This window comes from Microbacterium sulfonylureivorans (assembly GCF_003999995.1).
GTDB classification, from domain to species: Bacteria; Actinomycetota; Actinomycetes; order Actinomycetales; family Microbacteriaceae; genus Microbacterium; species Microbacterium sulfonylureivorans.
The window spans coordinates 2085003-2108579 of the sequence record NZ_RJAD01000001.1; the positions used below are offsets into that span (position 1 = coordinate 2085003).

At 70.1% G+C, this 23577-nt stretch carries 19 protein-coding genes; 8 read left to right on the top strand and 11 right to left on the bottom strand.

Features of this window, described 5'->3' with window-relative positions; translation table 11 throughout:
- Window positions 1–15 precede the first annotated feature (15 nt).
- Both EER34_RS09160 and EER34_RS09165 read right to left on the bottom strand, forming a co-directional pair.
- The gene (locus tag EER34_RS09160) at window positions 16–2565 is read right to left on the bottom strand and encodes a helix-turn-helix transcriptional regulator (RefSeq protein ID WP_127474156.1); all 2550 of its coding nucleotides are present in this window, start codon (window positions 2563–2565) and stop codon (window positions 16–18) included.
- Window positions 2566–2586: 21 nt separating this feature from the next.
- Entirely contained in the window at window positions 2587–4434 is a 1848-nt protein-coding gene (locus EER34_RS09165) for an Hsp70 family protein (RefSeq protein ID WP_164743513.1), read from the bottom strand.
- A 381-nt stretch (window positions 4435–4815) separates the two neighbouring features.
- Between EER34_RS09165 and groES the strand changes: the two genes are divergently transcribed.
- Together groES and rarD are read left to right on the top strand one after the other, a co-directional pair.
- Window positions 4816–5112 carry a co-chaperone GroES gene (gene groES / locus EER34_RS09170; RefSeq protein WP_017203655.1) on the top strand — a complete coding sequence of 99 codons (297 nt, stop codon included), beginning with the start codon at window positions 4816–4818 and terminating at the stop codon, window positions 5110–5112.
- A 246-nt stretch (window positions 5113–5358) separates the two neighbouring features.
- Window positions 5359–6312 carry an EamA family transporter RarD gene (gene rarD / locus EER34_RS09175; protein ID WP_240642250.1) on the top strand — a complete coding sequence of 318 codons (954 nt, stop codon included), beginning with the start codon at window positions 5359–5361 and terminating at the stop codon, window positions 6310–6312.
- A gap of 78 nt (window positions 6313–6390) precedes the next feature.
- Here rarD and EER34_RS09180 read toward each other — a convergent pair whose 3' ends face one another.
- The 3 genes from EER34_RS09180 to EER34_RS09190 are packed head-to-tail and all read right to left on the bottom strand — an operon-like array spanning window position 6391 to window position 9276.
- Window positions 6391–6720: a metal-sensitive transcriptional regulator gene (locus tag EER34_RS09180; protein WP_127474159.1), complete on the bottom strand. Its 330-nt coding sequence runs from the start codon at window positions 6718–6720 to the stop codon at window positions 6391–6393.
- On the bottom strand, window positions 6710–9064 hold the full coding sequence (locus tag EER34_RS09185; protein WP_127474160.1) for a heavy metal translocating P-type ATPase: 2355 nt from the start codon (window positions 9062–9064) through the stop codon (window positions 6710–6712). The genes EER34_RS09180 and EER34_RS09185 overlap by 11 nt, the downstream gene beginning before the upstream one ends.
- The gene (locus EER34_RS09190) at window positions 9064–9276 is read right to left on the bottom strand and encodes a heavy-metal-associated domain-containing protein (protein WP_127474161.1); all 213 of its coding nucleotides are present in this window, start codon (window positions 9274–9276) and stop codon (window positions 9064–9066) included. Before EER34_RS09190 ends, EER34_RS09185 begins: the two co-directional genes overlap by 1 nt.
- 263 nt (window positions 9277–9539) lie before the next feature.
- On the opposite strand from EER34_RS09190, the gene EER34_RS09195 reads away from it, so the two are divergent.
- The gene (locus EER34_RS09195; protein ID WP_127474162.1) at window positions 9540–10826 is read left to right on the top strand and encodes an ABC transporter substrate-binding protein; all 1287 of its coding nucleotides are present in this window, start codon (window positions 9540–9542) and stop codon (window positions 10824–10826) included.
- Window positions 10827–11292: 466 nt separating this feature from the next.
- Here the strand turns inward: EER34_RS09195 and EER34_RS09200 are convergent, their stop codons facing one another.
- The 4 genes from EER34_RS09200 to EER34_RS09215 form a co-directional block, all read right to left on the bottom strand.
- The gene (locus EER34_RS09200; protein ID WP_127474362.1) at window positions 11293–12030 is read right to left on the bottom strand and encodes an ABC transporter ATP-binding protein; all 738 of its coding nucleotides are present in this window, start codon (window positions 12028–12030) and stop codon (window positions 11293–11295) included.
- Window positions 12031–12122: 92 nt separating this feature from the next.
- Window positions 12123–12998 carry an ABC transporter ATP-binding protein gene (locus EER34_RS09205; protein ID WP_240642252.1) on the bottom strand — a complete coding sequence of 292 codons (876 nt, stop codon included), beginning with the start codon at window positions 12996–12998 and terminating at the stop codon, window positions 12123–12125.
- 169 nt (window positions 12999–13167) lie between these two features.
- Window positions 13168–14145 carry a branched-chain amino acid ABC transporter permease gene (locus EER34_RS09210; RefSeq protein WP_127474163.1) on the bottom strand — a complete coding sequence of 326 codons (978 nt, stop codon included), beginning with the start codon at window positions 14143–14145 and terminating at the stop codon, window positions 13168–13170.
- A gap of 3 nt (window positions 14146–14148) precedes the next feature.
- Window positions 14149–15477, bottom strand: coding sequence for a branched-chain amino acid ABC transporter permease (locus EER34_RS09215; RefSeq protein ID WP_127474164.1), 1329 nt, complete (start codon window positions 15475–15477; stop codon window positions 14149–14151).
- A gap of 333 nt (window positions 15478–15810) precedes the next feature.
- On the opposite strand from EER34_RS09215, the gene guaB reads away from it, so the two are divergent.
- Complete coding sequence (gene guaB / locus EER34_RS09220; RefSeq protein WP_127474165.1) at window positions 15811–17313, top strand: IMP dehydrogenase; 1503 nt, start codon at window positions 15811–15813, stop codon at window positions 17311–17313.
- Here the strand turns inward: guaB and EER34_RS09225 are convergent.
- On the bottom strand, window positions 17301–18422 hold the full coding sequence (locus EER34_RS09225) for an FAD-dependent oxidoreductase (RefSeq protein ID WP_127474166.1): 1122 nt from the start codon (window positions 18420–18422) through the stop codon (window positions 17301–17303). The two genes, guaB and EER34_RS09225, sit on opposite strands and share 13 nt — an antisense overlap.
- A 54-nt stretch (window positions 18423–18476) precedes the next feature.
- Between EER34_RS09225 and EER34_RS09230 the strand changes: the two genes are divergently transcribed.
- Window positions 18477–19100 (top strand): TMEM175 family protein, encoded by a 624-nt coding sequence (locus EER34_RS09230; RefSeq protein WP_127474167.1) that lies wholly within the window; start codon window positions 18477–18479, stop codon window positions 19098–19100.
- A gap of 38 nt (window positions 19101–19138) precedes the next feature.
- Here EER34_RS09230 and EER34_RS09235 read toward each other — a convergent pair whose 3' ends face one another.
- Window positions 19139–20632 carry a DHA2 family efflux MFS transporter permease subunit gene (locus tag EER34_RS09235; RefSeq protein WP_127474168.1) on the bottom strand — a complete coding sequence of 498 codons (1494 nt, stop codon included), beginning with the start codon at window positions 20630–20632 and terminating at the stop codon, window positions 19139–19141.
- A gap of 94 nt (window positions 20633–20726) precedes the next feature.
- On the opposite strand from EER34_RS09235, the gene EER34_RS09240 reads away from it, so the two are divergent.
- The 3 genes from EER34_RS09240 (at window position 20727) to EER34_RS09250 (ending at window position 23561) form a co-directional block, all read left to right on the top strand.
- Window positions 20727–21359: a TetR/AcrR family transcriptional regulator gene (locus tag EER34_RS09240; RefSeq protein ID WP_127474169.1), complete on the top strand. Its 633-nt coding sequence runs from the start codon at window positions 20727–20729 to the stop codon at window positions 21357–21359.
- Window positions 21360–21412: 53 nt separating this feature from the next.
- Window positions 21413–21691, top strand: a complete 279-nt coding sequence (locus tag EER34_RS09245) for a DUF2277 domain-containing protein (protein ID WP_127474170.1) — start codon at window positions 21413–21415, stop codon at window positions 21689–21691.
- Between the two features lie 181 nt (window positions 21692–21872).
- A complete protein-coding gene (locus EER34_RS09250) occupies window positions 21873–23561 on the top strand; it encodes an ABC-F family ATP-binding cassette domain-containing protein (protein WP_127474171.1) in 1689 nt (562 codons plus the stop codon).
- The last annotated feature ends 16 nt before the right edge of the window (window positions 23562–23577 follow it).

Consider the following 23577-nt stretch of genomic DNA (forward strand, 5'->3'; position numbering starts at 1 on the left):
TGGCCGCCGGCGCGCTCATGCGATATCCCTGCCGGCGTGGATCGGTTCTTGAGGGGCGGAGGCATCCTCGAAGACGAGGCGGAGCTTCGCGATGAGATCCGAGCGTGACGTCGCGCCGAGTCGGCGACGGATGCGGGCGATGTGGTGCTCTGCGGTCCGGGGGGAGATGAAGATCGACATTCCGATCTCGCTGTACGTCTTCCCCTGCAGGACGAGGAGCGCGACCTCGCGCTCACGTGCGCTGAGGACCGCGTCGCCGCCGTGTCCCTGAGGGGTGGAAGCGGTCGACAGATCGTCGCGAGCGTCCGCGGTGTCGTCGCGCGGATGGAGCCGGCGTGCGCACGCCAGCAGGCGCGTGATGTCTCTCCGATCGTCCGAGCGTCCCGCTCCGTGGCCGGCCAGACGTGCCCCGTCCCAGGCCAGGCCGACATCCGCGAGGCCGAGAGCCGCCTCCTCCACTGCGTCGGGGTCGACGGTGCCCGCGAGGACCGACGTCCAGACCCGGCCCGCCTGCGCCATGCGCGACGCGAGCCGGCTCTGCGGCGCGACGGCGACGAGAGCCCTGGCGTGGGGTCTGAGCGCATCGGGGCTGTTGGCGAGGATCCCCCGCTGGATGCCTGCCCAGTGCAGGTGAGCCGACCACAGCGGCGGCGCGCCGAGCCCGTCGAGCAGCGTGACGGCTCGGTCGAAGTGAGCCGCCACGCGCGTGCTGTCGCCTGCTCTGGCGGCGGCGGTGACGAACTCGGCGAGCGGGAGCAGGGTGAACATGTCGAACTGCGCGTGGAGGATGCCTTCGCGCGCTCGACGCCAGGTGGCGACCATCGTCGCCTTGTCCTCGTACCGTCTTGCCAGCGCGACGTCTATCGCGTCGTACACCAGGCGGTCCCGAGGGCTGAGGGGACGACCGGATGTGCGCACGGCGTCGAGACCGCTCATGACCTCGTGCGGCCGCTCGCGCTGCAGGGCCACCCAGGATCGCCAGAGCACGAGCCGATCGCGTGCCCACGGACCGCCGTGCCCGCCCTCGACGGCGTCCTGGAGAATCGCGTGGCTGACGTCGAGCTCACCGAGGTTGATCGCGGTCAGAGCGGCGATGACGGCCGGGAGCTCGGGGATCGGTGCGCCTGTCGCCGAGGCTGTGTACATCTCGCTGGCGCGAACGAGATCGGCGAGCCGGGGATTCGCGGGGTCCGTCAGCGTCGACCGCAGACCTCGGACGACGAGCTCCAACGAGACATCCAGCGTGGTGGGGATGCCGATTGCTCCCGGTCGGGCCGGAGCCGGTGCCGGGTCGGGCAGGCACCGGAGCGGATCGGCCGCGCCGAGGGCGGCTATGGCGGCTCTCGCCTGCTGGGCGGCGGTCAGCGGGGGAGTCGCCGCAGCGTAGATCGCGTTCGCCGTCTCCATCGCACCCCGGGCGGCCCAGATGGCGGCAGCGGTGTCGATCGCATGTTCGCGATCCTCGTCTCCCTCCGGCGCCGGACCGCTGTCCAGCAGTCGGGCCGCATGGTCTATCTCCCCCAGCGCCCAGGACGCCCCGGCACGTCGCACGGCGACGGTGGCGGCATCCGCCCCGCATTCGCCGGCGCGCCGGAACAGCTCGCGCGCCCGCGACGGTGCCGAGTCCGCGATGGCGTCGCCTTCGCGCAGGAGCGCCTCGGCGCGTCGTGGGTCCGGCGCCCGTGAGAAGTCCGGAGTCCACGAGCGGCTTCCGGACGCCTCGTCGATGACCCCGGCGTCGACGAGGCGGTCGAGTGGCGTCGTCGCGCGTACGGCCTGGCGCACGACGGGGACCACCTCGCCGTTGCGGAGGAGCAGTCCCTCCGCGTGCCCGGCCAGGAGGTGGTCGCGCAACTCCGGTGCGAGCGGCGTCGTGAATCCGGTCGGTCGGAGGCTGAGCGTCTCGATCGCGGCACGGACCTCGGGATCGAGGCTCAGCATCCGATGCGCGATGACGTCGCCGAGCGCGTCCTCTATCGCGTGGTGATCGGGGTCTGCCGCGCACGGCTGCCCGTCGTGGATGGCGAACGCCTCGCAGGCAAGCCACGTCGTGCCGCCCGTCATTGCGAGGATGCCTTCGCTGCACGCGGCGTCGAGCGAGTCGTGGTTCTCGTGGTCGAGGTCGCCGGCGGTGACGTGACCCAGGACGATCGTGGGCTGCGAATGCTCGAGTGAGAGGGCCAGTTCGTGCAGCGGATCCGTTTCCGGCCACGGCCGACGAGCGAGGACGATGCTCGAGTCGGGGTCGGCGACCCGGTCGGTGATCCGCGACACCGCCGCCTGGTCGAGGAGCTGGGCATCGTCGATGAGGACCACCGTGGTCGCCGGCACATCGACGAGCGGAGATCGCGGACTCAGGAGCAGCGTCTCTCGTCCACTGTCGGCGAGCGATCGCCGGATGCGCCTGAGCAACGACGTCTTGCCTGATCCGGCCGGTCCGACGACAAGCCCTCGGGTCGGCTGGTCGGCGGTGGCGATCATCCTCTCGACGTGGGCGAGGGCGAGTCGTGTCCACCTCACGGGGTTGGCGAGCGGCAGATCGGACTGCGGGTGCGTCGTCGACATGAGTGTTCGCGGTGATCGGCGTCAGAGGGCGGTAGCGGTCGCGTCACCCGGCAGAACGTCGGGCGGGGGCTCGGTTTCGTGCGCGGGCCCGGTGTCTGCGGGAGACGCCTGCGTGTCGTCCGGAGGCGCGTCGGGAGTGGGGTCGGCGGGTGGAGGATCCGGCGTGTCGTCCGGCGTCGGGTCGGCGGCGGCCGGGTCAGGCGGCGCGTCCGGAGACGTCGCCGCCGGAGTAGGCGCGGGCTCGGGGAGCGACGGTTCGGCCGCGGGCTCTGTCGACGCCGGTTCCGGATCGAGCACGGCCGGCGCCGGCTCGGGGGCGGGGTCGCTCGGCCCCCGAGGTTCGGCGATTTCGCCGCCTGTGGCCGGCTTCGGCGCGGGCCGGGGAGCGCTCGCCGTCGGCGGCGGAGTCTGCTCCCGGGCGGGCGTCGCGGCGACCGTCCGACGTCCTGCCGACGGCGTCGCGCCACCGCTGGTCCGCCCTGTGGCGGGAGGTCGTTCCGTGAGATCATCGGCGACCCGGCTCCGCCCGGGCGCCGGGTACGGCAGCGCACCGGGTGATGCATCGGGCGGCGCGTCCAGGGCGCCCGTCTCGTACTCGCCGAGTTCCGAGCGGTCCGCAATGCCGAGCCCGGCGCTCGCCCCGGGCGGGCCGGTCGAAGCATCTGACGCCGACGCCAGATCAGCCCGGGTCGGAAGCGCCGGTATCCCCAGTGCGGTCGCGGTCGTCACGACCAGCCCGCCTGCGAGGGCGAGTGCGGTGCCCGTGGTGTACGCGGATGCGGGCACGCGTCGGAACCATCTCCGACGTGACGCACCGGTGTCGGCGGGCGCAGTCTCCTCGACGGCCGCGACGGCGACGACCTCGTCGACGGCGGGTTCGCCGACAAGCCGGCGCTCCGCGGCGATGCGGGCTGCGCCGAGCGCCGCGATCGCCTTCGGATCGGCATCGACGGCGATCGGACGATCGAAGCGCTCGGACAGAAGCTGCGCCACGCGGGGGATCCGGGACGAACCGCCGATCAGGAGAATCGCATCGATCTCCTCGCCGTCGAGGCCGGTGCTCTCCAGGGCCTGGGCGAATCGGTCGATGGTCCGTTCGATGTCCTTTTCGATCATCGCCTCGAACTCTCCCCGAGTGAGACGGACGGAGCCGTGACTGCCCTGCACGAGGACCGGGATGACCGCTTCGCCGTCGTACGAGAGCGCCTCCTTCGCATCCACGCATTCCCGGCGCAGCGCGGCGAGACCGAGGTAGGCGCTCGGGTCGCTGTCACGTATGTCGATGCCCGCCGCCGCCACGACATGCCGGAACACCGCGTCGTCGAAGTCGGCGCCGCCGAAGTCGTTCATTCCGGTCGGATCGCCCGCTGTCTCGAGCCGACCTGTCGCCGACTTGCGCATGACGACGGCGTCGAACGTTCCCCCGCCGAGATCGTAGACGGCGAGCGCGTGATGAGCGGGGAGGGGTGTCGAGTCCTCGTACTGGTGCGCAGCCGCCTCGGGAACCGAGAGCACGTCGACGTCCGGCCAGCCCTCGCGGGCGAGGGCCGCACGGATGAGGTCGCGTCTGTACTCGCCCCATGCCACCGGAACGGTGACGGCCAGAGCCGAGGGCGATGCCCCCTTCTGCGCGGTGACGGAGTCGACGACCCAGGCGATCATCCGCGCGAAGAGGTCTTCGGCCGCGAGTCGGCGATCTCCCGCGATGATCGGGACGTCGTCGCCGACTCGGCGGGAGAAGTCGCGGACGAGCCGTCCGGGATTGCCCGGGCCACGCCGCTCGGCGGCGTCGCCGAACATCACCTCCCCCTCCGCCACGAAGGCAGCGCTCGGGGCGGTATCGGCGACTCGGCCGAGACGGAACGGCATCATGAGAGCATCGCCGTTCGGCGACAGATGAGCAGTTGCTGCGGCGGTGCGACTCGTTCCCACGTCGACGGCAACACAGTACGGCGCTGTCATGGATGTCCTGCCCCCAGGGTTCGGACCTGAGCCCGACGGCTCAGGTCAGGTCTACCACCTCGCGCCGCGCTTGGCGAGAGGGGTGGGCACGCCTGAGAGGAGGCGCGGGCTCAGGTCCTGATACCTCTGCCCGCGAGATTTCCCGCCGCTCGCGCGACTGCGCCACACGGCGTCATGCGGCTGGCACTCACGTTGCGAGAGTGCCAGCGCATCCCTAGACTTGTCGTTAGCACTCTCAGCATGCGGGTGCTAACGAGTCTTCAGTCTCAAGGAAAGAAGAGGTAGACCGTGTCGGTTTCCATCAAGCCGCTCGAGGACCGCATCGTCATCAAGCAGGTCGAGGCCGAGCAGACCACCGCGAGTGGCCTCGTCATCCCCGACACCGCCAAGGAGAAGCCCCAGGAGGGTGAAGTCGTCGCCGTCGGCCCCGGCCGCATCGACGACAACGGCAACCGCGTCCCGCTCGACGTCGCCGTCGGCGACCGCGTGCTCTACAGCAAGTACGGCGGGACCGAGGTCAAGTTCGGCGCCGACGAGTTCCTCGTCCTGTCCGCTCGCGACGTCCTGGCGGTCGTCGTCCGCTGACGCGGCGCACATCGCGTACCGAGAGGGTCGGATGCTTCGGCATCCGACCCTCTCGTCGTCTGCGGTGGCAGAGATCGCGCGAAGGTCGGCAGTCGGCGGATGCTCCGGCCCCGTCCGACGGCCGGAGGGTGCCGGTCCCCGTCCTAGGCTGGGACGGTGAGCCGCGACGATTCCTCCCCCGCCGGACACGAGTCCGACGGGGCGACCGACCTCGGCACGGCCGCGACGAACACCGCGGGGATCGCGGTGGATCCGGCGGCGGCCCACCGCGCGCAGCTCGCCCGCGAGCACACCCTCGGCGGCGTGTACGCGTTCACCGCGTACCTCCTCTGGGGCTTCCTCCCGCTGTACTTCCTGCTCCTGATGCCGATCGGGCCGTTCGAGCTGGTCGCGTGGCGCATCCTCCTGTCGCTGGTGTTCTGCGCGCTGCTGCTGACGGTGACGCGCGGGTGGTCGCGCATCGCCGCGATCTTCCGGCAGCCGCGCCTTCTCGGGCTGACGGCCGTCGCCGGCGGGCTGATCTACATCAACTGGCAGGTCTTCATCCTGGGCGCCCTCACCGGGCATGTGATCGAGACGAGCCTCGGCTACTTCATCAATCCGATCGCGACCGTGCTCCTCGCCGTGCTCGTGCTGCGCGAGCGGCTGCGAGCCACCCAGTGGGTCGCGATCGGCATCGCCACCCTCGCGGTGCTCGTCATCATCGTCGGGTACGGCTCGTTCCCGTGGATCGCCCTGACCCTCGCGGCGAGCTTCAGCCTCTACGGGCTGGTCAAGAAGCGCGTCGGCCCGTCGGTGGATGCGGTGAGCGGACTGACGCTGGAGTCCCTGTGGCTCGTCCCGATCGCCGGCGTGATCCTCATCGTCGTGAACGCGACGACCGGCCTCGTGTTCGGGTCGGAAGGGACGCTCCACACCGTTCTGCTCAGTCTCGTCGGCGTGGTCACGGCGATCCCGCTGCTGTTCTTCGCGGCCGGCGCCCGCCGCGCGTCGCTCACCCTCATCGGACTGCTGCAGTTCGTCGCGCCGATCTTGCAGTTCACGATCGGCGCATGGCTCCTGCAGGAGCCGATGCCGGTCGAGCGCTGGATCGGCTTCGGCCTGGTGTGGCTTGCGCTCATCGTGCTCACGGTCGATTCCGTCGTCCACGCCCGCCGCACCCGCGTGGCGGCGGTGGCCGCGGCGACCGCGTCCGTCTGAGCGCAGCGCCCCCGCCGGGAAGACGACCCGGGTGAGCCGGACGTCGAACCGACGGGGGGCGATCGTGCGAGCGCGGCCTCAGCGCACCAGGCGGGCGATGGCCTGCGTGGCCTCGGTGATCTTGGCGTCCGCCTCGGGGCCGCCGAGGCGCGCGGCATCCACCACGCAGTGCCTCAGGTGATCGTCGAGCAGTCCCACCGCGACAGCCTCCAGGGCGCTCGTCAGCGCGCTGATCTGCGTGAGGATGTCGATGCAGTACTTCTCGTCCTCGACCATCTTGTGGATGCCGCGGGCCTGCCCCTCGATCCGCTTGAGGCGGTTGAGGTACTTGTCCTTGTCGGTGATGTAGCCATGGTGACTGTGGTCGTCGACGACCGCGACGGTCGACGCGAGGTCCTCATCGTGCATGGTGTTCATTGTGCACCTCCGGGTGCGGGGCCGGCTGCGCGGCGGCGGACGGGATTGCGGCGGCCGCGGCTCCGCCGGCGTGACTGCGGAACGACCGCAGCCGCAGGCTGTTGCCGACGACGAAGACGCTCGACAGCGCCATCGCGGCGCCGGCGATCATCGGGTTGAGAAGGCCCAGCGCCGCGAGCGGGATGGCCGCGACGTTGTACGCGAAGGCCCAGAACAGGTTGACCTTGATCGTGCCGAGAGTCGCCCGCGAGAGCCGGATGGCGTCGGCGGCGCTGCGCAGGTCGCCACGGACGAGGGTGATGTCGGACGCCTCGATCGCGGCATCCGTCCCCGTGCCCATCGCGAGGCCCAGGTCGGCCTGTGCGAGTGCGGCCGCGTCGTTGACGCCGTCGCCCACCATCGCGACCACACGGCCTTCGGCCTGGAGCTCCGTGATCACGGCCACCTTGTCCTGCGGCAGCACCTCGGCGATCACCCGGTCGATGCCGACCTCGTCGGCGACGGTGCGAGCGACCGCGGCGTTGTCGCCCGTGAGCAGGACCGTCTTGAGCCCGAGGGTGCGCAGCTGCGCCACCGCCTCCGGGCTTGTCGGCTTGACCTGGTCGGCGACGACGAGGACGCCGCGCGCTTCTCCGTCCCACGCCACGAGCACGGCGGTGCGCCCCTCGGTCTCGGCCAGTCGCTTCGCGGCGGCGAGCTCGGGGCCCAGGTGCAGCGCCCAGTCGGCGAGCAGCGCCTCGCGTCCGACGAGCACGGCGTGCCCGTCGACGACGCCCGAGACGCCCTTGCCAGGCACGTTCTGGAACGACTCGACGGGGGCGAGAACGCGCACTTCCGCAGCGGCTCCGCGCGCGACCGCCTGGGCGATCGGGTGCTCGGACGCATGCTCGAGAGCGCCGGCGAGACGCAGGACATCGGCCCGGGCGGTGCCGGCCGCGACGGCGACATCGATGAGCGCCATGCGGCCGGTGGTGACCGTGCCCGTCTTGTCGAGGACGATGGTGTCGACGGTGCGGGTCGACTCCAGAACCTCGGGACCCTTGATCAGGATGCCGAGCTGTGCGCCGCGCCCCGTGCCGACCAGCAGCGCCGTCGGCGTCGCGAGCCCGAGCGCGCACGGGCACGCGATGATCAGCACCGCGACAGCCGCTGTGAACGCCATCGCGGGATCGAACCCGAGAGCGAGCCAGGCGATCAGCGTTCCGAGCGAGATCAGCAGCACGATCGGGACGAAGATGCCCGAGATGCGGTCGGCGAGGCGCTGCACGTCGGCCTTGCCGGACTGCGCCTGTTCGACGAGCCGAGCCATCTGCGCGAGCTGGGTGTCGTCGCCGACGCGGGTGGCGCGGACGACGAGCCGGCCGCCGGCATTCACCGTCGCCCCGATGACGGCGTCGTCGGGGCCGACCTCCACGGGGACCGACTCTCCGGTGACCATCGACGCGTCGACGGCCGACGTACCCGATACGACGACGCCGTCGGTGCCGATCTTCTCGCCCGGGCGCACGACGAACTCGTCGCCGACCCGCAGCTCCGCGATCGGGACGCGGGTCTCGACCGGACTTCCGTTCGGTCCCGGACGCAGGACCGCGACATCCTTCGCCCCGATCTCGAGCAGGGCCCGGAGGGCTGCGCCGGCGCGGCGCTTGGAGCGGACCTCGAAGTACCTGCCGGCGAGGACGAATGTCGTCACGCCCGCGGCCACCTCGAGGTAGATGTCGCCCGCACCGTCGCCGGGCTGGACGGACCACTCGAACGCGTGCGTCATGCCGGGCATGCCGGCGTGCCCGAAGAACAGGGCGTACAGGGACCACAGGAACGCGGCGGAGACGCCGAGCGAGATCAGCGTGTCCATCGTCGCCGCGCCGTGGCGGAGGTTGATCCACGCGGCGCGGTGGAACGGCCAGGCGCCCCACACCACGACGGGGGCGGCGAGTGCGAGTGACGCCCACTGCCAATAGGTGAACTGCAGCGCGGGGATCATCGCGAGCAGGATGACCGGCACCGACAGCACGATCGAGCCGATGAGCCGCTGGCGGAGCCCGACCAGTTCGCTGTCGGGGACGTCGTGGTCGTGCTCGCCGCCGCGCGCGGCGGGCGGTGCGGGAAGCGCGGCGGTGTAGCCGGTCTTCTCCACCTCGTCGATGAGGGTCTGCGCGTCGACGCCGGCGGGCGCGGTGACGGTCGCCTTCTCGGTGGCGTAGTTGACGGATGCCTCGACCCCGTCGATGCGGTTCAGCCGCTTCTCGATCCGCATGGCGCACGACGCGCACGTCATGCCGCCGATCTCGAGTTCGATGCGCGCGCCGTTCGGCGGGAGCGCCGCGGCGTCCATCAGACCCGCACGGCTTCGTAACCGGCCTCTTCGACGGCGGCGATCACGTCGGCGTCGGCGAGGGGGGCGGTCGAACCGACGACGAGAGCGCCGGACGTGGCGTCGACCGTGACCGCTTCGACGCCGGCGATCTTGGACACCTCGCCGCGCACGGAGGCCTCGCAGTGCCCGCAGCTCATGCCGGTCACCTTGTATTCGGTCGTCTGAGTCATGGTTCACGCCTTCTGTCTGGATGAGCAACCTGGATACCCCCAAGGGGTACGAATGCATCAACTTTATACCCGGCTGGGGTATTCCCGGGACCCGAGTGCTCGGTGAGCGCCATTTCCGTGCGACGACGGCCGCGGCAAGCGATTCCCATGCGTTACACATCGTTAACGAATGGCAACATTGCGGAGCGCTCCTGATGGTTAGGTTAGGGACACTGGGTCGGCCCCCGAGCCGTTCCCGTCGTTCATCCACAGCAAGGAGCAACATGAGCGTCTTCACCCGCTCGCGCAAGTCCGCCCTCGTCGGCGTCATTGCGCTCGCCGGCGCCAGCGCCCTCGTCCTCGCCGGCTGCGCCGGTGGCGGAACCGGAGGCGAGACCAGCGCGCCCCCCACCGAGGAGCGCGACCTCACCCTCAAGATCGGCACGATCCTGCCCCAGACGGGCAGCCTGTCCTTCCTCGGCCCGCCCGAGGAGGCCGGTGTCGGTCTCGCCGCCGCGCACGTCAACGAGTCGGCCGCAGACACGGGCCTGACGATCGACGACATCGTCTGGGGCGACTCGGGCGACACCGACAACAAGGCGTACTCGACGACCATCCAGACCCTCATCTCGGAGGGCGTGTCCGCCGCCATCGGCGCCGCGTCGTCGGGTGTCACGAAGCTGTTCCTCGACGACGCCGTCGCCGCGGGCATGATCGTCTTCTCGCCGGCCAACACGTCGCTCGACTTCACGTCGTGGGACGACGACGGCCTCTACTGGCGCACCGCTCCTTCCGACGTCCTGCAGGGTGAGGTCCTCGGCAACCTCGTCGCCGAAGACGGCCACGAGAACGTCGCGGTCCTGTACCTCAACGACTCGTACGGCACCGGCCTGAACGAGGTCTTCCAGGAGACCTTCACCGGCGCCGGCGGCACGATCGTCGAGGAGCAGTCCTACAACACGGGCGACACCTCCTTCGACGCGCAGATCAGCGCACTGCTGGCCTCGAACCCCGACGCCATCGTCCTGATCACGTTCGACGAGATCTTCACCATCGGCCCGGCGCTCCTTTCGGCCGGCTACCCGGCGGAAGACCTCTACTTCGTCGACGGCAACCTGAAGAACTTCGGCGCCGACGACAAGTGGCCGGCCGAGCTGAGCCTCGAGGGCGCCAAGGGCACCACGCCTGCCGGCCCCGCGACGCCGGAGGACTTCCAGACCGAGCTCAACGAGTGGTGGACCGGCGAGGGCAACACCGAGCTGACCGACTTCTCGTACGCCAACGAGTCGTACGACGCGGTCATCCTGCTCGCGCTCGCCTCGCTCGCCGCGAACTCGACCGACCCGGCCGACATCGCGGGCAAGCTCGTCGAGGTCTCGGGCGGCAGCGGCGACGGTGAGAAGTGCACCACGTACGCCGACTGCGCCGACATCATCCTCGGTGGCGGCGTCGCCGACTACGACGGATACTCGGGCCCGATCACGTTCGACGAGAACGGCGACCCGACCGAGGCCACGGTGGGTGTCTTCCAGTACCAGGACGACAACTCCTTCGTGCGCATCGACGTCTGATCGAATGACCACGCGGAAGGGCCCCGGAGCGATCCGGGGCCCTTTCCCGTTGTCTGGGGGAGTGTGGGGGACTGCCGCGGGGCGTGGGGGTGGCTGCAGTGGGTGGGGGCCGCTGCGCGGCGGGTGGGGGTCCGCGAGACTTTCCCCCGCACGGCCTTCGGTCGCGCTCCCGCCACACCCGATGCCAGCTCGCGGACCCCCACCCACCGCTCCGCTGACGCGATCGCACGGGAGAGGGCCGGAGCCCCCGAGTGTGTGCCAGGCGCGTGCGCAGAGGGCGTGCCAGGCGGGTGCGCGACGCCGGCGACAGTCGCATCCGCTGACCCCCACTCCGGCGTCGGAGACGCTGCCGCCCAGCGGACCACCACACCCATCGACGGGGATCGACGACCCAGGGGCACGAGCCCCGGACAGACGAGAAGAGCGGATGCCGAGGCATCCGCTCTTCTCGCTCGCAGGTGGAGTGTCAGACCCCGTCGGATCCGAGGGTGCCGAGGTAGAGGCCGATGACCTTCGGGTCGTTCAGCAGGTCGCGGCCGGTGCCCTCGTAGGCGTCACGGCCCTGGTCGAGGACGTAGCCGCGGTCGCAGATCTGCAGGCAGCGGCGGGCATTCTGCTCGACCATGATGATCGTGACGCCGGCCTTGTTGATGTCGGAGACGCGGATGAAGGCGTCGTCCTGGCGGACCGGAGACAGGCCGGCCGAGGGCTCGTCGAGGAGGAGCACCGCGGGGTCCATCATCAGCGCGCGCGACATCGCGACCATCTGGCGCTCGCCGCCGGAGAGCGAGCCCGCGCGCTGCTTGAGGCGCTTGCCCAGTTCGGCGAAGATCCCGGTCACGAAGTCGAGACGCTCGGCGTACTGCTTCGGGGCCTGGTAGAGGCCCATCTGCAGGTTCTCCTCGATCGTGAGCGAGGGGAAGACGTTGTTCGTCTGCGGCACGAAGCCGACGCCCTGGGTCACGAGCTTGTCGGACTTGAGCCCGATGACGCTCGCACCGTTGACGTTGACCTCGCCCGAGCGGACCTTGACCATGCCGAAGATCGACTTGAGGAGCGTCGACTTGCCGGCGCCGTTCGGGCCGATGATGCCGATCAGCTCGCCCTTGCGCGCGATCAGGTTGGCGCCGTTGATGATGTTGATGCCGGGAAGGTAGCCGGCGTAGAGGTCGTTGACCTCGACGACGACCTCGTCGGTCCGCATCCCCTCGACCCGCGCCGCATCGGCGGCGGGGACGACGGATCCTGGCGTGCGTGCGTTGCTCGAGGGAGCTCCCGCACTCGGTGCAGCGCTGCTCACTTGTTCTCCTCCTCGGCCTCGGCGATCGCAGCCTCTTCGGCCTCTTTGATCTCCTCGAGCAGCTCGACCGCGGCTGTGTCGAGTTCGCCCGCGACGCGGCCGGTCACGACGCCGAGGTCGACGTCCTGGTGGCTGCCGAGGTAGGCGTCGATGACTGCGGCGTCCTGCATGACCGACTCGGGCGGACCCTCGGCGACGATGCGACCCTCGGCCATGACGACGACCCAGTCCGCGATGTGGCGGACCATGTGCATGTCGTGCTCGACGAAGAGCACGGTCATGCCGAGATCCTTGAGGTCGAGGATGTGGTCGAGGAGCGACTCGGTCAGCGCCGGGTTGACACCGGCCATGGGCTCGTCGAGCATCACCAGCGTCGGGTCGCTCATGAGCGCCCGCGCCATCTCGAGGAGCTTGCGCTGACCACCCGAGAGCGATGCGGCGTAGTCGTCGGCCTTCGCGTCGAGCTTGAACCGGGCGAGGAGCTCCATCGCCTTCTCCTCGTTCGCGTCATCCTGCTTGCGCCACACCGCCGGGATGATGCTGGCCCACAGCTTCTCGCCCTTCTGCGACGTCGCGCCGAGCTTCATGTTCTCGAGCACCGTCAGCAGCGAGAGCGCCTTGGTGAGCTGGAAGGTGCGGACCTGTCCCATACGGGCGACCTTGAACGACGGGATGCCCGACAGGTTCTTGCCCTCGAACGACCACGTGCCCGAGTTGGGCTTGTCGAACCCGCACAGCAGGTTGAACAGCGTCGTCTTTCCGGCGCCGTTCGGGCCGATCAGGGCCGTGATGGCGCCTCGTGGGATCTCGAGGTGGTCGACGTCGACGGCGGTCAGACCGCCGAAGCGGCGGGTGATGTTGTCGATCACCATGATCGGATCCGTCTTCGCGACGCCCGGGACGGCTTCGCCCTTGGCGAGCCCGGTCGTCTTGGGGCGACGGATGCTGCCGGTCGCGGTCGAGACCGCTCCGGTGGCGGGCGCGGACCCGGCCGCGGGCGGCGTGGCGCCGCCCGGGGTCACGGGCTCCGGAGGCGTGCTGTTACTTGACAAAGGTCAGCTCCCTCTTGTTGCCGAAGATGCCCTGCGGGCGGAAGATCACGATCAGCATGAGCGCCACACCGACGAGGATGAAGCGGAGCGTGCCGGCCTGCACCGACGACAGCGGCAGGATGCCGGCGTTCGCCAGGGCGGGGAGCACGTTTCCGAGGAAGCCCATGATCACCCAGAAGATCACCGAGCCGACGACGGGACCGAACACGGTCGCCGCACCGCCGAGCAGCAGGATCGTCCAGATGAAGAACGTGAGCGAGGTCGTGTAGGTGGCGGGGACGACTGCGGAGGGGAGCGCGAAGACCACGCCGCCCAGCGCACCGAACACACCACCGATGATGAGCGCCTGCATCTTGTAGGCGAAGACGTTCTTGCCGAGCGAGCGCACGGCGTCCTCATCCTCGCGGATGCCCTTGAGTACACGGCCCCACGGGCTGCGCATGAGCGCCCACACGAGGTAGACCGCGATCGCGAGCAGGATGATGCCGAACACGCGCACCCACAGCTGATCGGCCGTCCACGTCCACGGTCCGAACCCGTACGTCCCCTCCGGGAACGGGTTGGCCGCGCGGAAGCCGGCGTGGTACCCGCCGAGTCCGTCCGCCGAGTTGGTCCACTCGTCGAACAGCTGCGTCGTCAGAGCGAGCCTGACGATCTCGGCCGCCGCGATGGTCACGATGGCGAGATAGTCGGCTCGAAGACGCAGCGTCGGGATACCGAGGATGATCGCGAAGACCACCGATGCGAGACAGCCGACGATGATGCCGACCCACCACGGCCACCCGAAGGTGAGGATGGAGATGGCGTACCCGTAGGCGCCGAGCGCCATGAACCCGGCCATACCGAAGTTGAGCAGGCCGGCGTAGCCGAAGTGCACCGCGAGACCGGTTGCCGCGAGGGCGTACGCGATCGTCTCCGGGCTGAACACCCAGTAAGCCGTGTTGTTGAGAATCTGTCCCCAATCCATGGCCTAGCCCAGCCTCTCTTTACGGCCCAGCAGGCCTTGCGGCCTCACCAGGAGAATGATGATCAGGACCGCGAGGGCGCCCACGTACTTCATGTCCGGCGGGATGCCGAGAAGCGTCGAGAGCTCGACCAGGATGCCGACGATCAGAGAGCCGATCAGAGCTCCGAACGCGGTGCCCAGGCCGCCGAGCGTGACGGCGGCGAAGATCAGCAGGAGGACCTGCACGCCCATGTCCCACTTCACGCCGGGGCGGAAGTAGGCCCAGAGCACGCCGGCCACCGCGGCCAGCGCCGCCGAGAGCACCCACACGATGCGGATGACACGGTCGACGTTGATGCCCGATGCCGCGGCGAGGCCGGGGTTGTCGGAGATGGCGCGGGTGGCCTTGCCGATGCGGGTGCGCAGCAGCCAGTAGGCCACGGCGAGCAGCAGCACGATGGAGATGCCCATCGACAGCAGGTCGATCCACGACAGCGAGATCGGTCCGATGTGGATGTCTCGGGGTGCGCCTGCGCCCGGCAGCTGGTACGTGCCGCCGCCGAGGAAGAACTGGTAGGTGTAGCGGATCGCGAGCGACAGGCCGATGCTCACGATCATGAGCTGGACGAGGCCGAGGCCCCTTCGCCTCAAGGGCTTCCAGAGCCCGGCGTCGAGCGACCAGCCGAACGCTGCGCCGAAGAGGATCACGATCGGGATCACGATCCACATGGGAAGCGCGAAGTTCACGCCGAACACCAGCGCCACCACGGCGCCGAAGGTGAGCATCTCGGCGTGGGCGAAGTTCGTGAGGCCCGTCGTGCCGAAGATCAGCGAGACGCCGACCGCGGCGAGCGCGAGGAGAAGACCGAAGTTGATGCCGTTGATGAGGCGTTCGCTGAACTGATCCCAGAAGGACGTCGTGACGCGCTCGCCCTCGCCGAGGAACAGGTTCACGATCTTCGTGCCGGTGGCGCCGAAGGCGACGTCGAACGACGCGGTCGTCCCCGACTTGGGCTGGATCCCCTCGGGAAGCTGGGCGGGATCGACGATCACGCCCTCCGGCAGCGTCTCCTCGTCGACGGTCAGGACGTACTCGTCCTTCTCGGGGACGTAGAGGCGCCACTTGCCCTCGTCATCGGTGATCGTCTCGGCTTCGAATCCGCCGCCCTCGACCATGATGACCACGTCGGGGACGGGCTCGCCGTCGAACGTGATCAATCCTCCGAAGTAGAAGTCGGTCTCCTCCTGGTCACCGCCAGGAGTGTCCGGTGCCGTCGCGGCGGCGTGTGCGCCGGACGGGGAAGCCAGCAGCACCATCGCCGCGGCCATCAGCACGCCGACGAGGACGATCACCCATCGGGTGTAACTCCTCGCGGTCACAGTCGTAGGACCCACAGAACCTCCAGTAGCGGCACCACGCGTCACCGAAGCTCGGGTCGCATCGGCCGTGAGACGACAGTACGAATCTAATGTGTCCGAAGTGTTTCGCCTACTTATCCACAGACCACGGTGACCGAATTGGAATGCTCCGCCGTGCGAGCGCGTCTGATACGGCGCAGGAGCGTCCTCGCCCTCGCGCGCGGGAACAAAACACGTGCGCCGCCGCTTAGAATCGAGTACGGAGCGTTCTGCGCACCGGCCGCCGTCGACCACTCTGAGAAACGCGCCGCGAGCGCAGGAGAACCCATGGAGCACAACGACCCCTTCGGCTTCGTCGGATTGACGTACGACGACGTGCTGCTGCTGCCCGGGCACACCGACGTCATCCCCAGCGAGGCCGATACGTCGTCGCGCGTGACCCGCCGCATCACGGTGGCGACCCCGCTCGTCTCGAGCGCCATGGACACCGTGACCGAGGCCCGGATGGCGATCGCGATCGCACGCGAGGGCGGCATCGGGATCATCCATCGCAACCTCTCCGTCGAGGACCAGGCGTCGATGGTCGACCGTGTCAAGCGCAGCGAGTCCGGCATGATCACCGACCCGATCACGACGACCCCCGAAGCGACGATCGAAGAGGTCGACGACCTCTGCGCGACCTACCGCATCTCGGGCCTCCCCGTCGTCGACGGCGAGGGTCGCCTGGTCGGGATCGTCACCAACCGCGACATGCGGTTCGTCTCGGGCTTCGAGCGCCAGACCACCCTCGTCAAGGACGTCATGACCACCGAGGGCCTGATCACCGGGCCCGTCGGCATCGGCGCCAACGACGTCATCGCGACCTTCGCCAAGCACCGCGTCGAGAAGCTCCCGCTCATCGACGACGACGGCAAGCTCGCCGGCCTCATCACCATCAAGGACTTCGACAAGAGCGAGAAGTATCCGCTCGCGACGAAGGACGAGCAGGGCCGCCTCCGCGTGGGCGCCGCGATCGGCTTCTTCGGCGACGCCTGGCAGCGCGCCGAGGCGCTGCGCGACGCCGGTGTCGACGTCCTCGTCGTCGACACGGCGAACGGCCAGTCGGCCGGCGTCATCGACATCGTCCGCCGCATCAAGGCCGACGCGAGCTTCGAGCACATCGACGTCATCGGCGGCAACGTCGCCACGCGCGAAGGCGCGCAGGCGCTCATCGACGCAGGTGTCGACGCCGTCAAGGTCGGCGTCGGGCCCGGCTCCATCTGCACGACCCGCGTCGTCGCCGGGGTCGGCGTGCCGCAGGTGACGGCCGTGTACGAGGCATCCCTCGCCGCCCGCGAAGCGGGGATCCCCGTGATCGCCGACGGCGGCCTGCAGTACTCGGGCGACATCGCGAAGGCGCTCGTCGCCGGGGCCGACAGCGTCATGATCGGCTCGCTGTTCGCCGGCACCGACGAGAGCCCGGGTGAGGTCGTCTTCGTCGGCGGCAAGCAGTTCAAGCAGTACCGGGGCATGGGCTCTCTCGGCGCGCTGCAGACCCGAGGCAAGAAGACGTCGTACTCGAAGGACCGCTACTTCCAGGCCGACGTCCCCAGCGACGACAAGCTGATCCCCGAGGGCATCGAGGGCCAGGTCGCATACCGCGGGCCGGTCTCGGCCGTGGCGTACCAGCTCGTCGGAGGCCTCCGTCAGTCGATGTTCTACGTCGGCGCACGCACGATCGACGAGCTCAAGGGCAAGGGCAAGTTCGTGCGGATCACGGCGGCCGGGCTCAAGGAGTCCCACCCGCACGACGTGCAGATCGTCGTCGAGGCGCCCAACTACAAGCGCTGATCGTCGAGGCGGAACGGCGCGGCGGCCCTCGCCGCATCGTCCGTCGCGAGCGCGGCGAGAACGGCGCCGACGGCGGGCGTGAACTTGAATCCGTGCCCTGAGAAGCCCGCTCCGACGACGATGCGTCCGCGACGGTCGAGCACGAAGTCCTCCGTGTCGGTGGACGTGTAGGTGCAGCTGACGGGCGCCGCGGTGTCGGGGTCGAGGCCCGGGAACCAGTCGCGCACGTAGGCGCGCAGCTCCGCGGCCCGTTCGGGGACCGGCTCGAAGGTCCGGGCGTCCGGGTCGACGACCGGACCGACGAGGTGCAGACCGACCTTGACGCCCTCGCCGGGAGCGGGCATGCCGTAGATGTTGCCGGTGTGGTGCTCGCGACCGCCCGCGAAGTGGTTGAACGACGGCCAGATCGCCGCCGCGTCGCGGGGGGTGAAGTGCGCCGGGCTCTCCTCGGTCACCGTGAGCCGCGGGAGGGCGAACCCCGCGGGGAGCACCGACGTGGTCCAGGCACCGGCGGTGACGACCACCGTCTCGGCGTCGAGGTCATACCGCGTGCCGTCGGCGTCGACCGACACGGTCACACCGTGCGGGGTCTCCTCGATCCCGACCACGCGGTGCCCGAACCGCACGTCCGCGCCGAGAGCCCGGGCCCCCTGCTCCAGCGCCGCGAGCGCCGCCGCCGCACGGACCACGCCCGCGTCGGGTGTGAACAGGACGTCGTCCTCGAACCGCATCCCCCTCCAGCGGCGCGACGCTTCGGCGGGCTCCAGAACCTCGGCACGCTCGCCGCGTGCCGTCAGCGCGTCACGCGTGGCCGTGACCCGGGCGTCGTCGCCGTGGGTCACGAGCCCGTGGAGCCGCAGGAGCGGCTCGCCCGTGGTCCGGGTGAGCTCGTCCCAGTCCGCGCGGGCGGCGATGAGCAGGTCGAGGTAGTGATCCTCGGTATAGGCGTTGTTGAAATTGCGGGTCGCGCCGTGCGAGGCGCCCCGCACGTGGCCGCGTTCGAACCGCTCGAGGGCGATGACGTCTTTGCCTGCACGGGCCAGCTGCCAGGTCGTCGCGAGCCCCATCGCACCGGCTCCGACGACGACGTGCAGGGATCGGGGGCTCATCCCGACATCCTCTCAGGGGAGCGCTCGCGCGCCGCCCGTCGTTACGCTGTGGCCATGATCCGGCAGAGACGGCATCCCGCGGCGACCATGGCGACCGTGCGGCTCGAGGCGTTCACCGACGGCGTGTTCGCGATCGCCGCGACGCTGCTCGTGCTCGACCTGACGATGCACTCCCTCGGCGAGGTCGACTCCGATGCGGCGCTGTGGGACGCGCTGGCCGGGATGTGGCCGCTGTTCCTCAACTTCGCGCTCAGCTTCCTGCTGCTGTGTCTGCTGTGGATGACCCACGTGCAGCAGTTCGAATTCGTCGCCCGCGTCGACGGTCCGATGGTGTGGCTCAACAACCTGCGGCTGCTGTTCATCGTGCTGGTGCCGTTCGCGACCGGGCTCACCACCGAGTACTCGGACTTCGTCGCCGGCCGCGTGGCCATGCCCGTCGCGTTCTTCTTCGCCATCCTGTTCAGCTGGCTGCAATGGCGATGGGCGGTGCGGCGGCGGGAGGTGATGCTCCCCGGCCTCACCGACGCGCAGGCCCGCTCGTACGGCCGGGGCGCTCTCAGCGCCCTGCTCATCGCGGCTGTCGTCGTGGTGCTGTCGCCGCTCATCGGGTCGGCCGCGTTCCTGCTGTTCCTCTTCGACGGGCTGCTGACCCGCGCACTGCGCGGAGAGGGCGGCTGACGCGACCGGATGCCGCGCCCGCCGCCCTCGCGCCGTGCTCAGCCGATCGGCTGCAGCTCGGCCGTGTCGTCGGCCGCTGCCGGGGCCGAGGCATCCGCTGTCCGCGACGACCGGCCGGCGGGGAGCCAGAACGCGGCGACGGTCGCCGCGAGGAGCACGGCCGCTCCGGTGAACACCGCAGGGCGGGCGGCGTCGACGTAGAGGTCGGGCGTGAGTGCGCCGCCGGCGCTGACGAAGATCGCCGTCATGACGGCGGTGCCGAGGGCGACGCCGAGCTCGCGGACCGTCGAGTTCACGCCGGACGCCTTCGCGTGATCGATCAGGCCGAGGGTCGCCAGGAGCGCGGTGGCGGATGGTGCGAACACGAGGGCCATGCCGACGCCGGCCATCACGAACGGCACGATCAGGGCGGGATAGTCCAGGTCGGGCGACATGATCGCGGCGATCCAGGTGAGGGCCGCGGCCTGGAGCGCGAGGCCGACGACCATGAGCACGCGGGTGCCGATGCGCGGGGCGAGCATGCCGGCGATCGGGGCGACGAACATCGGCGCGAGGGTCCACGGCGTGGTCTGCACGGCCGCCTCGAACGGCGTCGAGCCCTGCACCACCTGCAGGTACTGGATGAGGATGAACACGGCGCCGAACGTGCCGAAGCTGAACGCGAAGCCGATGATGTTGGTCACCGAGAACGAGCGGTCGCGGAAGAGCCGCAGCGGCACGAGCGGAGCCTTCGTACGCGTCTGCCACCAGAAGAACGCCGTGAGGAGCACGGCGCCGAGCGCGATCTCGGTGATCACGCCGAGCGAGTCCCAGCCGTCGTCGTTGCCGCGCACGATCGCGTGGACCAGTGCGAGCACGCCGGCTGCGGCGAGGATCGCGCCCGGCACGTCGATGCGCACGCGGGCGCCGAAGTCGTTGCTCAGCACGACGAGCGCCAGCGGGATCGCGATGATCGCGACCGGCACGTTGATCCAGAAGATCGCCTGCCAGTCCCAGCCCTCCATGATCGCGCCGCCGATGAGCGGCCCGACCGCGACGCCGAGGCCGGAGATGCCGCCCCAGATTCCGATCGCGAGGGGTCGCCGCTGCGGCGTCACGGCCCCGCTGAGCAGCGCGAGTGACAGCGGCAGCACCCCGGCGCCGCCGAGTCCCTGCAGGGCGCGGGCGGCGATGAGCTGGCCGGGGTCGGTGCTCAGGGCGGCGAGCACCGAGCCGATGCCGAACACGGCGATGCCGATCGCGAACACCGTGCGGCGCCCGAACCGGTCGCCGAGGGCAGAGGCGATGAGGATCGCTCCGGCGAACGACAGCGTGTAGGCGTTGACGAACCACTGCAGCTCCTCGACCGAGGCGCCCATCTGCGCGTGCAGCACGGGGAGTGCGTTGGTCATGACGAGGTTGTCGAGTGTGGCCATGAACATGGGGAGGGATGCCGCAGCCACGACGAGCGCGAAGGGCCGGGTCCGCCGGGGCGAGCGCCCGGGGGCGATGTCGTCGACGGATGCCGACGAGGCGAGGGGTTCGGTGGTCATGAGGTCTCCGGTAGTAATTGGATGATTACTTACGAGGGCAATGTAGTAATCGACTGATTACAAAGTCAAGTCATTCGCTGATAACCTTTCGACCATGACCACTCCCCGCGCCGACATGGCCGTCGCCGATCCCGTCAAGCGACTGTCGTCGGACGAGCGGCGGCGTCAGATCCTGGTCGCCGCGCTCGCCGTGTTCGGCGCCCGCGGATACGAGGGTGCGACGACCGATGAGGTCGCGCGTGCGGCCGGAGTGAGCCAGCCGTACGTCGTGCGCCTCTTCGGATCGAAGGAGAACCTCTTCCTCGCGACGATCGAAGACGCCCTCTCCCGCATGCTGGCGGGCTTCCGGGCGGCGCTCGCCGCAGACGACGCCGAACTGCCCGCCGGCAAGCGCATCGGACAGGCGTACGTCGATCTGCTCGAGATCCGCGGGCTGCACCAGACCCTCGCGAACGCCTACCTCATGGGCAGTCACCCCGTGATCGGCCCGGCCGCGCGCCGCGGGTTCGCCGCCGTCTGGCGATTCTTCCGCGACGAGCTCGGGCTGGAAGCCGACGAGGCCCGCGCCTTCATGGCCGAGGGCATGCTCATCAGCACGATGATCGGCCTGCGCCTCGTCGACGACTACGGCTCCGACCCGCAGATCACCGAGCTGTTCCGCTCGTGCTTCCCGACGGAGCTGCCGCACATCCTCGACCTGGTGCCCCGCGGCGCCGAGCCGTGGTGAGCGCTCCCCGCGAGGGATGACGGATGCCGGACCCCCGGCGTATCGTCGTCGGCATGTGCCGGAACATCCACACGCTCCACAACTTCGAGCCCGCAGCCTCGTCCGAAGAGGTCCACGCCGCCGCTCTGCAGTACGTGCGCAAGATCGCCGGAACCACGAAGCCCTCCAAGGCGAACCAGGAGGCCTTCGACCGCGCCGTGCACGAGATCGCGCACCTCACGCAGCACCTGCTCGACGACCTCGTCGCGACCGTGCCGCCGAAGAACCGCGAGGAAGAGGCCGAGAAGGCCCGCGCCCGCGCGATCAAGTCCGGGCGGTACGCGGCCGCGTGACGCGCGGCTGCGAACGCGGGCATCCCTCGTCGCGGAGACTCGCGCGAACCGCGGCGTCCTTCGCCGCGAACCTCCGCGAACGTCGCGAACCTCCGCGATGCTGCGCCGGACTGCCGCACCGGATAGTCTGGTCGGCTCCCCTCACGGCGAACGATGCCGCTCGGAGCAGACAGGGAACACCGTGGGGTACATCGACATCGCCGCCGTCTCGTACGCGCTGCCGGACGGGCGACCGCTCCTCGACGAGGTCTCGTTCCGGGTGGGCGAGGGGTCGACCACCGCCCTGATCGGCCAGAACGGCGCAGGCAAGACGACCCTGCTGCGGATCGTGCGAGGTGAGACGCCCGCGCTGTCCGGCGTCGTCTCCATCGAGGGCGGGCTGGGCGTCATGGACCAGTTCGTCGGCCACGGCGAACCCGGGCAGACGGTGCACGACCTTCTGATCGCGGTCGCCCCCGACCGGGTGCGCCGCGCGGCGCGCGAGCTCGAGGACGCCGAGGCGGCGATCATCGAGCACGACGACCTCGACACGCAGATGCGGTACGCCGGCGCGCTCGCCGACTATGCCGAGGCGGGTGGCTACGAGTACGAGACGGTGTGGGACACATGCACGACCGCGGCGCTCGGCATCCCGTTCTCTCGCGCCCGGTTCCGCGAGCTGACGACGCTCTCGGGCGGCGAGCAGAAGCGGCTCGCGCTCGAGGCGCTGCTGCGCGGGCCCGACCAGGTGCTGCTCCTCGACGAGCCCGACAACTACCTCGACGTGCCCGGCAAGCGATGGCTCGAGGAACGTCTGCGAGAGACGTCGAAGACCGTCCTGCTCGTCTCGCACGACCGTGAGCTGCTGGCCAGGGCCGCCGACCGCATCGTCACCCTGGAAGCCGGCGGCGCGGGCAGCACCGCCTGGGTGCACGGCGGCGGGTTCCGCACCTATCACCGCGCGCGAGACGAGCGGATGTCGCGCCTCGACGAACTGCGCCGGCGATGGGACGAGCAGCACGCCAAGCTCAAGCAGCTCGTGGCGACCCTCAAGGTGAAGGCCACCGCGAACGACAGCTTCACCTCGCGCTACCGAGCGGCGCAGACCCGCCTGCGCAAGTTCGAGGAGGCCGGTCCGCCACAGGAGCGCCCGCCCGAGCAGGATCTCGCACTGCGCCTGCGCGGAGCTCGCACCGGCAAGCGCGCCGTCGTCGCCGAGCAGCTCGAGCTCACCGGGCTCATGAAGCCGTTCGACCTGGAGGTGTGGTTCGGCGACCGCGTCGCCGTGCTCGGGTCCAACGGATCGGGCAAGTCGCACTTCCTGCGTCTCCTGGCGCGGGGCGGCACCGACCCCGACGGCCGGCTCGGGCACGTCACGACGACCGGCGCCGGCCTCGACCCCGTGGGCCACACCGGACGCGCCGTCCTCGGTGCGCGCATCGTGCCGGGGTGGTTCGCGCAGACCCACCGTCATCCGGAGTTCGACGGGCGGACGCTCCTCGACATCCTCCATCGCGGTGAAGACGCACGCGTGGGGCTGCCGCGGGATGCCGCGAGCTCGGCACTGGACCGCTACGGGCTCGTCGGGCAGGCGGAGCAGACGTTCGACAGCCTGTCTGGAGGGCAGCAGGCGCGGCTCCAGATCCTGCTGCTCGAGCTGTCCGGCGCGACCCTGCTGCTGCTCGACGAGCCGACCGACAACCTCGACCTGGTCTCGGCCGAAGCCCTGCAGGATGCGCTCGCGCGGTTCGAGGGGACCGTGCTCGCCGTGACGCACGATCGCTGGCTCGCGCGCTCCTTCGACCGGTTCCTCGTCTTCGGCGCCGACGGCCGGGTGGTCGAGTCCGATGCCCCGGTGTGGGACGAGACGAGGGTGGCGCGCGAGCGCTGAGCCGCCGAGACGACCG